Genomic DNA, 11,114 nt, shown 5'->3' on the forward strand with positions numbered 1-11,114 from the left:
ACGGTCTTCGGGCGATCGGGTCACCCTTGCTGCCCCTCCGGGAGAGGTTCCCCTTCCGGTTCCTTGAGGGCCCGACGAGGATCGAGGGTCCTTCGTCTTCCCGGTGGTCTTGCGGTGCGGGGGAACGCCGAAGGGCGGCGCCCTCGTGGGGTGCCGCCCTTCGGCGCGTGGAGAGGTGCGGGTCAGGCGTGGACGCCGGCCCGGCGGCGCAGGACGACGAAGCCGAGGCCCGCGGCGGCGAGCGAGGCGGCGCCGGCGCCGGCCGCGATCAGCGCGGTGGAGTCGTCCTCGGCACCGAACTCGGCGCCGGCCGCGACGCCGCCCTGCGGGATGACGGAGGTCTGCCCGTTGGTGGTGGTGGTGCCGGTGTTGCCCGCGGGAGCCGGGGTGGTGGTGGACGGCGCCGGGGTGGGCGTGGCGGTGTCCTTCTCGCAGCCCTTGGGGAGCTTCGGGAACGCGGTCCAGGCGTACGGCGTGTCGCCGCCCTGGGTGCGCTGGCCGAGCTTCGGGGTGGTGGTGTTCGCGTCCTTGATGGTGAGGCCCTGGCCCAGATCGGCCGCGTGGTCGCGGTCGAGGACGAGGATCGGCTTGCCGGCCTCGTCGTTGAGGACGGCCTTCGGGCCCTTCTCCAGGTCGTTGGTGAGCGTCACGGTCAGCTGTGCGAAGACCGAGGGAATGACCTGCTGGACGGTGCACTCGCCGAGGGTGACGACCGGGCCGGGGGTGGGCGCGGGGGCCGGTGCGGGGGCCGGGTTCTCGACGGGCTTGGGGGCGGCCTGCTTCGCCGAGCCCGGGATGTAGGCGGCGAAGCCTCCGTCCTGCTCCAGGACGACGACGGCCTGGCCGAACTGGAAGACCTGGCGGAAGCCGTTCAGGTGGGTGAAGCCGCGGCCCTTGCCGTCCACGATCATCTGGAGGGCGTAGCGGCCCTCCTTCTCGGCGAGCTCCAGGACGGTGCCGTCGGCGAGCTCGTACGTGCCGGGCCGGGCGCCGGGGACGTAGTTGCGGTCCCAGTTGAGGGTGCGGCCGTCCTGGAAGAGGACGAAGAACTGGCCGTTGTCGTTGCCGGCGACCGGGCCGGCTGCGGCGTCGAGGACGCCGACCGGGTTGTCCTGGAAGAAGAGCTCGGCGCGGAAGTGCCCGTTGTCAGCCTTGTAGATCTTGGCGACGGTTCCGTTGAGGAGCGTTTCGGTGCGGACGAGGGTGCCCTTCGACGCATCGGCCCCGGCGGCGGCCGGCTTCGCCTGGGCCGAGGGAGCGGCCACCGGGCCGTCGGCGGCGAGGGCGGCGCCCGCCGCGAGGGCGGGAGCGGCGATCGCGACGCCCGCGACGAGGGCGGTGGCGATGGCGGTGCGAAGGGCGGTACGCATAACGACTCCTGTGGAGATCAGGCAGGTGGGCGGGAGAGTCGCATGCCGCTTTTTCTCGGTCCGTCTCTGTGTCGGTGAGGTCCGGCTGGCTGCTGAAAGAAAACTTATTGATCTTGTATTCGGGAGCGGTCCGTTCCGTGTCACCACTCTGTGACAGCAACCACCGCGACGATCGGCCCGCTGTGACCCCGGGCTCTACGGACCCTCTCCCCTGTACAGGTCGCTACGCGCGTAGATATGCTCGACTGGTGACCATGCCCACCACTGCTTCCGCAGCACACGCTTTCGCCGACGTGACCGCGTCCGACGGCGCGCTGCGCCGCTTCCTCCACGGGCTGCCCGGCGTCGACGCCGTCGGCCTGGAGGCGCGCGCCGCGTCCCTCGGCACCCGCTCGATCAAGACCACGGCCAAGGCGTACGCCATCGACCTGGCCATTTCCATGATCGACCTGACGACGCTCGAAGGCGCGGACACCCCGGGCAAGGTCCGGGCACTCGCCGCCAAGGCCGTCAACCCCGATCCGACCGACCGCACGACCCCGACGACCGCCGCCGTCTGCGTCTACCCCGACATGGTGGCCACCGCCAAGGCCGCCCTGGCGGGTTCCGGCGTCAAGGTGGCCTCGGTCGCCACCGCCTTCCCGGCCGGGCGCGCCGCGCTCCCCGTGAAACTGGCCGACACCGCCGACGCGATCGCCGCCGGTGCCGACGAGATCGACATGGTCATCGACCGTGGCGCCTTCCTCGCCGGCCGTTACCTGGAGGTCTTCGAACAGATCGCCGCGATCAAGGCGGAGTGCGGTGACCGCGCCCGCCTCAAGGTGATCTTCGAGACCGGCGAACTCTCCACGTACGACAACATCCGCCGCGCCTCCTGGCTCGGCATGATGGCCGGCGCGGACTTCATCAAGACCTCGACCGGCAAGGTCGCGGTCAACGCCACCCCGGCGAACACCCTGCTCATGCTGGAGGCCGTGCGGGACTTCCGTGCGCAGACCGGCGTGCAGATCGGCGTGAAGCCGGCCGGCGGCATCCGCAACACCAAGGAAGCGATCAAGTTCCTGGTCCTCGTCAACGAGACCGTGGGTGAGGACTGGCTGGATAACCACTGGTTCCGCTTCGGTGCCTCCAGCCTGCTCAACGACCTGCTGATGCAGCGCCAGAAGCTGGCGACCGGCCGCTACTCCGGCCCCGATTACGTGACGGTGGACTGATCAACATGGCATCTGCATTCGAGTACGCACCGGCACCGGAATCGCGCTCGGTCGTCGACATCGCGCCGAACTACGGACTGTTCATCGACGGCGAGTTCGTCGACGCCGCCGACGGCAAGGTCTTCAAGACCGTCTCCCCCGCCACCGAGGAGGTCCTCTCCGAGATCGCCCAGGCGGGCGCGGAGGACGTGGACCGGGCGGTGAAGGCGGCCCGGAAGGCGTTCGAGAAGTGGTCGGCGCTGCCCGGCTCCGAGCGCGCCAAGTACCTCTTCCGGATCGCCCGGATCATCCAGGAGCGCAGCCGCGAGCTGGCCGTCCTGGAGACCCTGGACAACGGCAAGCCGATCAAGGAGACCCGCGACGCGGACCTCCCCCTGGTCGCGGCGCACTTCTTCTACTACGCGGGCTGGGCCGACAAGCTCGACCACGCCGGTTTCGGCGCGCACCCGAAGCCGCTGGGCGTGGCCGGCCAGGTCATTCCCTGGAACTTCCCGCTCCTGATGCTGGCGTGGAAGATCGCCCCGGCGCTCGCGACCGGCAACACGGTCGTCCTGAAGCCGGCCGAGACCACCCCGCTCTCCGCCCTGTTCTTCGCGGACATCTGCCGCCAGGCCGGGCTCCCGAAGGGCGTCGTCAACATCCTCCCCGGGTACGGGGAGACGGGCGCCGCGCTGGTCGAGCACCCGGACGTGAACAAGGTCGCCTTCACCGGCTCGACCGCCGTCGGCAAGGCCATCGCACGCGCGGTCGCCGGCACGGACAAGAAGCTGACCCTGGAACTGGGCGGCAAGGGCGCCAACATCGTCTTCGACGACGCCCCGATCGACCAGGCCGTCGAGGGCATCGTCAACGGCATCTTCTTCAACCAGGGCCAGGTCTGCTGCGCGGGCTCCCGCCTCCTCGTCCAGGAGTCGATCCAGGACGAACTGCTGGACAGCCTGAAGCGCCGCCTGTCGACGCTCCGCCTCGGCGACCCGCTCGACAAGAACACCGACATCGGCGCGATCAACTCGGCCGAGCAGCTGGCCCGCATCACCGCGCTGGTGGAGCAGGGCGAGGCGGAGGGCGCGGAGCGCTGGACCGCCGCGTGCGACATCCCGTCGGCCGGCTACTGGTTCGCCCCGACGCTCTTCACCGGCGTCACCCAGGCCCACACCGTCGCCCGCGACGAGATCTTCGGCCCGGTCCTCTCGGTGCTGTCCTTCCGCACCCCCGACGAGGCCGTCGCGAAGGCCAACAACAGCCAGTACGGCCTGTCCGCCGGCATCTGGACGGAGAAGGGCTCCCGCATCCTCGCGGTCGCCAACAAGCTCCGGGCCGGCGTCGTGTGGGCCAACACGTTCAACAAGTTCGACCCGACCTCGCCGTTCGGCGGCTACAAGGAGTCGGGCTTCGGCCGCGAAGGCGGTCGTCACGGTCTGGAGGCCTACCTCGATGTCTGATCGCAGTGTCGAAAAAAGCGGCTCCGCCGCCGGGCGTCTGAGCGTCTTCAAGACCTACAAGCTGTACGTCGGGGGCAAGTTCCCCCGCTCCGAGAGCGGCCGGGTGTACGAGGTGACGGACTCGAAGGGCAAGTGGCTGGCGAACGTCCCCCTCTCCTCCCGCAAGGACGCGCGTGACGCGGTCGTCGCGGCCCGCAAGGCCTTCGGCGGCTGGGCGGGTGCGACCGCGTACAACCGCGGCCAGGTCCTCTACCGCGTCGCCGAGATGCTGGAGGGGCGTCGGGAGCAGTTCGTGCGCGAGGTCGCGGACGCGGAGGGACTGTCGAAGTCGAAGGCCGCCGCGGTCGTCGACGCGGCCGTCGACCGCTGGGTCTGGTACGCGGGCTGGACCGACAAGATCGCCCAGGTCGTCGGCGGCGCCAACCCGGTCGCGGGCCCGTACTTCAACCTGTCGACCCCGGAGCCGACCGGCGTCGTCACCGTGATCGCCCCCCAGGAGTCGTCCTTCCTGGGTCTGGTCTCGGTGATCGCCCCGGCGATCGCGACCGGCAACACCGTCGTGGTCGTGGCGTCGGAGAAGTTCCCGCTCCCCGCCCTCTCCCTGGGAGAGGTGCTCGCCACCTCCGACCTGCCGGGCGGCGTGGTCAACGTCCTCTCCGGCAAGGCCTCCGAGATGGGCCCGCACCTCGCGGCCCACCAGGACGTCAACGCGATCGACCTGACGGGCGCGGACGCCGAGCTGGCGCGCGACCTGGAGATCGCGGCGGCGGACAACCTGAAGCGCGTACTGCGCCCGCGCACCGAGGACTTCACCGAGTCCCCGGGCACGGACCGCATGACCGCCTTCCTGGAGACGAAGACGGTCTGGCACCCCACGGGCAGCCTGGGCGCCTCCGGCTCCTCGTACTAGGCCGCACGGCGAAAGCGGCTCCGTCCGCCCGCAGGGCGGGAGGGAGCTCCGCCACCCGGCCCGGCACCACCGTGCGACGGCGGCCCCCGAGTGCATGAACCCGGGGGCCGCCTCCGCACGCCCTGGAACCGTTCTGCGGCGCGGTCCTCAGCCCGGGAGGAGGCCCTGCGACAGGCCGCCGACCACCGGCAGGTCGGCCACCGCTCCGCCCTTGGTGAGGTGGTCGGTGACCAGGTCGGTCCCGACCGGCTTGAAGTCGGCGACCTGGGTGCCGAGACCGTTGTCGAGCGGGTCGACGCCGGTGTTGGCCAGCGGGTCGAGCTGGAGGCGGGTCAGCGGGCCCACTCCCTGGGTCACGCCGGACAGCGCCCCCGCTCCGGCCGCAGCGGCGTCCGTCCTGGTCAGCGAGTCGACGGGCAGCGGGACCGGTGCGACGGCCTGCGCCCCGGCACCCGCGCCGAGCACCGCGGCCCCCGCAGCGGTGACGCTCAGGCCCGCCTTGAGCAGGGCGCTGCGGCGGGGGGTCCGGGGTTCTGCGTGACGCGCCATGGAGATCCTCCCAGGGGGTGAGCGAACGGACACCGAGAGTAGTCGAGGTGTGATGCTCGATACCAACGGCCTTCCTCGGTGCTCCCCTGGACGGGGGAATGCCTCACACTGGTGTTCCGTGAGTTCCCAACCGATCCCGATCCGGGTCGTCCTGCTCGCGGGCCCCTCCGGCTCCGGCAAGTCGTCCCTCGCCGCCGTCACCGGCCTCCCGGTCCTGCGCCTCGACGATTTCTACAAGGAGGCCGACGACCCGTCGCTCCCGACCGTCGACGGCAGCGCGGACATCGACTGGGACTCCCCCCGGTCCTGGGACGCGGACGCCGCCGTCACCGCGATCGTCGAACTGTGCCGCACCGGGCAGACCGACGTCCCCGTGTACGACATCTCCACCAGCTCCCGGGTGGGCCACGAACGCCTCGACATCGCGCGGACCCCGCTCTTCGTGGCGGAGGGCATCTTCGCGGCCGACATCGTCGCCCGCTGCCGCGAGCTGGACGTCCTCGCCGACGCGCTCTGCCTGCGCGGTCGCCCCTCGACGACCTTCCGCCGCCGGCTCCTCCGCGACCTCCGCGAAGGCCGCAAGTCGGTTCCCTTCCTGCTCCGCCGCGGCTGGCGCCTGATGCGCGCCGAGCGCGCCATCGTGGCCCGTCAGGCCGCGCTGGGCGCCCACCCCTGCGCCAAGCCGGAAGCCCTGGGCCGGCTGGCCGCCGCCGCGGCCGGCCGCCACCGCACCCCGGCGACGAACTGACGCGCCCGGGCGCGGCGCACGCACACGAAGCGGGTCGTACGAGACCCCCGACTCGTACGACCCGCTTCGCTTTCCCCCGTACCCCCGTACGGTCCCCCGTGCTTCCCCCGGCCTTCAGGCCACCAGCTCGCCGAAGGACTCCTCTTCGTCGCGTCCGAAGCTCAGCACCTGGTCCTCGCGCAGTCGCCGCAGCGAGCGCCAGATGCTGGACTTCACGGTGCCGACGCTGATGTCCAGGATCTCCGCGATCTCCGGATCGGTCCGGCCCTCGTAGTAGCGCAGCACCAGCATCGTCCGCTGCGTTTCGGGCAGTCGGGCCAGGGCCTGCCACAGCACCGCGCGCAGCTCCGTGCCCCGCATCGCGTCCGTCTCGCCGACCGTCTCCGGCAGCTCCTCGGTCGGGTACTCGTTGAGCTTGCGCCGGCGCCAGGCGCTGATGTGCAGATTGGTCATGGTGCGACGCAGGTACCCGCCGACGGCGGCCTTGTCGCTGATCCGCTCCCAGGCGCGGTACGTGGAGAACAGCGCGCTCTGGAGCAGGTCCTCGGCCTCGAAGCGGTCACCGGTGAGGTGGTAGGCGGTGGCGTACAGGGAGGCACGACGCTCCTGGACGTAAGCCGTGAACTCGGCTTCCGAACAGCCGGCGCGTTCCCCCGTGACCTCCCCGTACACCGCTCCCCCGTCAGCGACGGCCACCATGTGCGGCGCCTTGCGCTGACGCCCGACACCGCGGACGCACCCCCGCCCGCTGCCAAGCTCTCGGCTTCGCTCGTACGCGGGGGAACCCCCTTCCGTGCCGGACTTCTCGGTGCTCCGCACGACGTCGTGGAGACGCGTGACGACTGCGCTTGAGGTGGTGCCGTGCAGTGCGTTCATCGTGCGCCCCCCGTCGGTTGGAGTGTGTTCTCGGTCCGTGTGCCAAGAAGCTTGCCCCTCGGACTTCATGACGTTGTCCGCCGACTGTCACAGCCGTGTCACAGGGAACGGAACGGAAGCGGGACGACGGGCGGTCGATCTCGGACAGTCGCATGGGACAGAATGACGGCGTGTCTTTTCTGCTGCTGATCGAGGACGACGACGCCATCCGGACCGCCCTTGAGCTCTCCCTGTCCCGGCAGGGCCATCGGGTGGCCACCGCTGCGACCGGTGAGGACGGCCTCCAGTTGCTGCGCGAGCAGCGACCGGACCTGGTCGTGCTCGACGTCATGCTGCCCGGCATCGACGGCTTCGAGGTCTGCCGGCGCATCCGCCGCACCGACCAGCTGCCGATCATCCTGCTGACCGCACGCAGCGATGACATCGACGTGGTCGTCGGGCTGGAGTCCGGCGCCGACGACTACGTCGTCAAGCCGGTGCAGGGAAGGGTGCTCGACGCCCGCATCCGGGCCGTACTGCGGCGCGGGGAGCGGGAGTCCACGGATTCGGCGACGTTCGGCTCGCTGGTGATCGACCGCTCCGCGATGACGGTCACCAAGAACGGCGAGGACCTCCAACTCACCCCGACCGAGCTGCGGCTGCTGCTGGAGCTGAGCCGGCGGCCCGGACAGGCCCTCTCCCGACAGCAGTTGCTGCGGCTCGTGTGGGAGCACGACTACCTGGGCGATTCGCGGCTGGTCGACGCCTGTGTACAGCGGCTGCGGGCCAAGGTGGAGGACGTGCCGTCCTCGCCGACGCTGATCCGCACCGTGCGCGGGGTCGGTTACCGGTTGGACGTCCCTGCGTGAACAAGGGAATCACCGCACGGCTGCGCCTTTCGAGCCTGCGACTCCGGCTCGTCGTCGTGTTCGCCCTCGTCGCGCTCACCGCGGCCGTCGCCGCCTCCGGCATCGCCTACTGGCTGAACCGCGAGGCGGTGTTGACCCGCACCCAGGACGGGGCGCTGAACGACTTCCGGCAGGAGATGCAGAACCGGGCGGCGGCGCTACCGCTCCGCCCCACCCAGGACGACCTGCGGCGGACCGCCGAGGGCATGGCGAGCGGCAGCGCCGGTTACCAGGTGCTGTTGTTGGGCGAGCGGGCCGCGGGCAAGCCCATCGTGGGCGCCTCGGACCCGGACGACTTCACCCTGGCCGACGTACCGGTGTCGCTGCAGGAGGCCGTGGACACCAAGCGGCCGGTGACGGAGGTCAACGCCCATCCGTACCACCTGTTCTGGCAGCGCACCGAGCGGAACGGCACGCCCTACCTGGTCGGCGGGACGCGGATCGACGGCGGCGGGCCGGCCGGTTACATGTTCAAGTCGCTGGACGCGGAGAAGGCCGACCTGAACTCGCTCGCCTGGTCGTTGGGGATCGCCACCGCGCTCGCGGTCATCGGCTCCGTGCTGCTCGCGCAGGTCGCGGCGACGACCGTGCTGCGTCCGGTGCACCGACTCGGCGTGGCGGCCCGGAAGCTCGGCGAGGGCAAGCTCGACACCCGGCTGGAAGTGTCCGGTACGGACGAACTGGCGGACCTCTCCCGCACCTTCAACGGCGCGGCCGAGTCCCTGCAGAAGAAGGTCGCCGACATGAGCGCGCGGGAGGAGTCCTCCCGGCGCTTCGTCGCCGACATGTCCCACGAGCTGCGCACCCCGCTGACGGCCCTGACGGCCGTCACCGAGGTCCTGGAGGACGAGCAGGACTCCCTGGACCCGATGATCGCTCCGGCGGTGGCGCTCGTGGTGAGCGAGACCCGACGCCTCAACGACCTGGTGGAGAACCTGATGGAGGTGACCCGTTTCGACGCGGGCACCGCACGGCTCGTCCTCGACGACGTGGACATCGCGGACCAGATCACCGCGTGCGTCGACGCACGGGCCTGGCTGGACGCGGTGGAGCTGGACGCGGAGCGGGGCGTCGTCGCACCGCTCGACCCCCGCCGCCTGGACGTGATCCTGGCGAACCTGATCGGAAACGCGCTGAAGCACGGCGGTTCACCGGTGCGGGTGTCGGTGCGCACCGAGGAGGACGAGCTGGTCATCGCGGTGCGCGACCACGGCCCCGGCATCCCCGAGGAGGTGCTGCCGCACGTCTTCGACCGCTTCTACAAGGCGAGCGCGTCCCGCCCCCGGTCCGAGGGCAGCGGACTCGGACTGTCGATCGCGATGGAGAACGCCCTGATCCACGGCGGTTCGATCACGGCGTCCAACTCGGTCGGCGAGGACGGGCGGGTCGACGGAGCGGTGTTCGTGCTGCGGCTGCCCCTGGACGCCTCGGGGATCACCCGCGAGGTGCAGACCCGCAGCAGCCAGGGCGAGGTGGGAGAAGCATGAGGCGCCACGCCTTGGTCCTGGCCGCGGGCGTGCTCGGCACGCTGCTCAGCGGCTGCGGCATCCGGACCACGTCGGTCCCGGTGGATGCGGGCGCGGCCCCCTCCCGGGTGCCGTGCAACGTGACCGAGGACGGTGTGGCGGGCTCGTCCCAGGGCGTTCCGATACGGATCTACCTGGTCTGCGGCTCCCAGCTGGAGGTGGTGGACCGCCGGTCGGCGCTGCCGGAGGAGAAGGTCGGCGTCGATCCGGTGCGAACGGCGGGGGACCTGCTCGCGAGCCTGCTCGCCGAGCCCTCGGAGGGCGAGCGACAGGCCGGTTTCACCACGGCGGTGCGCGGTCCGCTGAGCGTGTTCGGCGGACGGCGGGACGACCCGGAGGGCACGCTGCGGCTGAGCCGGCAGCCGGAGGACCTGACGCCGACCGCGCTGTCGCAGCTCGTCTGCACCTTCGGGGACAGCTCGGTGGGCGCGGGGGGCCACACGGTGCTGCTCGGCGGCCCGGGCGCGTACGCCCCGAAGCGCTACCGCTGCACGACGGAGCTCCGCGAGCGTCCCGAGTCCGCACCGCCGACCGCGGCCCCCGCTCCCCCGGCGACCGCACCGGCGCGCTGAGCCCGGCGCGGTGCCGGGGCCGCAGCGGGCCGGACGGGGGTTCCACGGCGCGTGGCGGAGCGGTGGAACCGATTCCGCCGTTCGCGACGTCTTGGAGGGCGTGCAGCGTCTAGGTTCGGGCGGCAATGCCGCAATGATCGTCCGGGTGGCGGGGTTCGCCCTCCTCCTCTCCCATCTGCTGCTCGTCGCGTGGGTCAGCCTGCGCCCGCGGGACGTGGCCTGGGTGACCGCACCGAACACCGTCCCGCTGCACGGGCTGCAGGCGGACCTTGCGCTCGGCGGCACCGAGGCCGCCCTGCTGATCGGCAAGGGCTTGTTGCTGCTGGCCCCGCTCGGGGTGCTGCTGCCGATGGCCGACGGACGGCTCCGGGTCCCCGGATGGGCCTCGCTGGCCCGTACGACCGCCGCGGGCGCACTGGTGTCGCTGGCCGTCGAGCTCTTGCAGACCGCGGTGCCGGGGCAGGTCGTCGACATCGACTCGGTCCTGTTGAACACGACCGGCGTCGCCCTCGCCCACCTGCTGGTGGTCCCCGCCGGACGGACCTGGCTGCGCCGCAGGTCGGAGGCGGTGCGGGAGCCCTCCTCCGGAGGGAGCGGCGCACAGCGGGGTTCGACCCTGCTGCAGAACGAGACGCCCCAGGGTGCGACCCCGACGATTCCCAGGGTTCCGATCGCCCCGTAGACCGACGCCCGTTCCTCTTCCCGGCGGCAGTATGGAGTCATCGGGAGCCCGGAGGAGCGGTTCCCGAAACGACTCCGAAGGAGCCCCACCATGGCCGCACTGATCCGCCCTCTCGAAGGACGCATGCTCGGCGGGGTGTGCGCGGCGCTGGCACGGCGCTTCGGCATCTCCGCAACGACGATGCGGCTGATCTTCGTGGTCTCCTGCCTGTTGCCGGGACCGCAGTTCCTGATCTACCTCGGCCTCTGGATCTTCCTGCCGGGCGAGAAGCCGGCGGGGCAGAGCTGGTAGCAGCCGCCCGTCGCGCGCCGAAGGGGCGCACCCCGGAACGGTCGGGG

12 protein-coding genes are annotated in these 11,114 nt (G+C 71.4%); 9 read left to right on the top strand and 3 right to left on the bottom strand.

The window, feature by feature from the left end; genetic code table 11:
- Positions 1 to 182 precede the first annotated feature (182 nt).
- Positions 183 to 1,370, bottom strand: coding sequence for a hypothetical protein (locus tag ACFW2Y_RS16785; RefSeq protein ID WP_384879053.1), 1,188 nt, complete (start codon positions 1,368 to 1,370; stop codon positions 183 to 185).
- Positions 1,371 to 1,624: 254 nt separating this feature from the next.
- Between ACFW2Y_RS16785 and deoC the strand changes: the two genes are divergently transcribed.
- Genes deoC through ACFW2Y_RS16800 form a run of 3 tightly spaced genes read left to right on the top strand, consistent with a single transcriptional unit; the run spans position 1,625 to position 4,936 of the window.
- Positions 1,625 to 2,584, top strand: coding sequence for a deoxyribose-phosphate aldolase (deoC, locus tag ACFW2Y_RS16790; RefSeq protein WP_384879089.1), 960 nt, complete (start codon positions 1,625 to 1,627; stop codon positions 2,582 to 2,584).
- Between the two features lie 5 nt (positions 2,585 to 2,589).
- On the top strand, positions 2,590 to 4,026 hold the full coding sequence (locus tag ACFW2Y_RS16795) for an aldehyde dehydrogenase family protein (protein WP_384879056.1): 1,437 nt from the start codon (positions 2,590 to 2,592) through the stop codon (positions 4,024 to 4,026).
- Positions 4,019 to 4,936 (top strand): aldehyde dehydrogenase family protein, encoded by a 918-nt coding sequence (locus ACFW2Y_RS16800; protein ID WP_384879059.1) that lies wholly within the window; start codon positions 4,019 to 4,021, stop codon positions 4,934 to 4,936. Before ACFW2Y_RS16795 ends, ACFW2Y_RS16800 begins: the two co-directional genes overlap by 8 nt.
- Positions 4,937 to 5,083: 147 nt before the next feature.
- Here the strand turns inward: ACFW2Y_RS16800 and ACFW2Y_RS16805 are convergent, their stop codons facing one another.
- A complete protein-coding gene (locus ACFW2Y_RS16805) occupies positions 5,084 to 5,485 on the bottom strand; it encodes a hypothetical protein (protein ID WP_384879062.1) in 402 nt (133 codons plus the stop codon).
- Positions 5,486 to 5,537: 52 nt separating this feature from the next.
- Here ACFW2Y_RS16805 and ACFW2Y_RS16810 point away from each other — a divergent pair, with 52 nt between their 5' ends.
- Positions 5,538 to 6,233 carry a uridine kinase gene (locus ACFW2Y_RS16810; RefSeq protein ID WP_384879065.1) on the top strand — a complete coding sequence of 232 codons (696 nt, stop codon included), beginning with the start codon at positions 5,538 to 5,540 and terminating at the stop codon, positions 6,231 to 6,233.
- A gap of 114 nt (positions 6,234 to 6,347) precedes the next feature.
- On the opposite strand, the gene ACFW2Y_RS16815 is transcribed toward ACFW2Y_RS16810, so the two are convergent.
- The gene (locus tag ACFW2Y_RS16815) at positions 6,348 to 7,109 is read right to left on the bottom strand and encodes a SigE family RNA polymerase sigma factor (protein ID WP_384879068.1); all 762 of its coding nucleotides are present in this window, start codon (positions 7,107 to 7,109) and stop codon (positions 6,348 to 6,350) included.
- Between the two features lie 170 nt (positions 7,110 to 7,279).
- Here ACFW2Y_RS16815 and afsQ1 point away from each other — a divergent pair, with 170 nt between their 5' ends.
- The 5 genes from afsQ1 to ACFW2Y_RS16840 all read left to right on the top strand — a co-directional run bounded on the left by afsQ1 (position 7,280) and on the right by ACFW2Y_RS16840 (position 11,067).
- Positions 7,280 to 7,957, top strand: coding sequence for a two-component system response regulator AfsQ1 (gene afsQ1, locus ACFW2Y_RS16820; protein WP_384879071.1), 678 nt, complete (start codon positions 7,280 to 7,282; stop codon positions 7,955 to 7,957).
- Entirely contained in the window at positions 7,954 to 9,483 is a 1,530-nt protein-coding gene (locus tag ACFW2Y_RS16825; protein WP_384879074.1) for an ATP-binding protein, read from the top strand. Before afsQ1 ends, ACFW2Y_RS16825 begins: the two co-directional genes overlap by 4 nt.
- A complete protein-coding gene (locus ACFW2Y_RS16830; RefSeq protein ID WP_384879077.1) occupies positions 9,480 to 10,094 on the top strand; it encodes a hypothetical protein in 615 nt (204 codons plus the stop codon). The genes ACFW2Y_RS16825 and ACFW2Y_RS16830 overlap by 4 nt, the downstream gene beginning before the upstream one ends.
- 100 nt (positions 10,095 to 10,194) lie before the next feature.
- Positions 10,195 to 10,776 (top strand): VanZ family protein, encoded by a 582-nt coding sequence (locus ACFW2Y_RS16835; protein ID WP_384879080.1) that lies wholly within the window; start codon positions 10,195 to 10,197, stop codon positions 10,774 to 10,776.
- A 90-nt stretch (positions 10,777 to 10,866) separates the two neighbouring features.
- Positions 10,867 to 11,067: a PspC domain-containing protein gene (locus ACFW2Y_RS16840; protein ID WP_384879083.1), complete on the top strand. Its 201-nt coding sequence runs from the start codon at positions 10,867 to 10,869 to the stop codon at positions 11,065 to 11,067.
- Positions 11,068 to 11,114 lie beyond the last annotated feature (47 nt).

Origin of the sequence: Streptomyces sp. NPDC058877, from assembly GCF_042742855.1 — a bacterium.
Lineage (GTDB): Bacteria > Actinomycetota > Actinomycetes > Streptomycetales > Streptomycetaceae > Streptomyces.

Bases quoted from the DNA above. Each gene is read 5' to 3' on its own strand.
- ACFW2Y_RS16830 (WP_384879077.1), top strand. From the start codon at position 9,480: ATGAGGCGCCACGCCTTGGTCCTGGCCGCGGGCGTGCTCGGCACGCTG.
- ACFW2Y_RS16810 (WP_384879065.1), top strand. From the start codon at position 5,538: ATGCTCGATACCAACGGCCTTCCTCGGTGCTCCCCTGGACGGGGGAAT.
- ACFW2Y_RS16800 (WP_384879059.1), top strand. From the start codon at position 4,019: ATGTCTGATCGCAGTGTCGAAAAAAGCGGCTCCGCCGCCGGGCGTCTG.
- ACFW2Y_RS16785 (WP_384879053.1), bottom strand. From the start codon at position 1,370: ATGCGTACCGCCCTTCGCACCGCCATCGCCACCGCCCTCGTCGCGGGC.
- ACFW2Y_RS16795 (WP_384879056.1), top strand. From the start codon at position 2,590: ATGGCATCTGCATTCGAGTACGCACCGGCACCGGAATCGCGCTCGGTC.
- deoC (WP_384879089.1), top strand. From the start codon at position 1,625: ATGCCCACCACTGCTTCCGCAGCACACGCTTTCGCCGACGTGACCGCG.
- ACFW2Y_RS16815 (WP_384879068.1), bottom strand. From the start codon at position 7,109: ATGAACGCACTGCACGGCACCACCTCAAGCGCAGTCGTCACGCGTCTC.
- ACFW2Y_RS16840 (WP_384879083.1), top strand. From the start codon at position 10,867: ATGGCCGCACTGATCCGCCCTCTCGAAGGACGCATGCTCGGCGGGGTG.
- ACFW2Y_RS16805 (WP_384879062.1), bottom strand. From the start codon at position 5,485: ATGGCGCGTCACGCAGAACCCCGGACCCCCCGCCGCAGCGCCCTGCTC.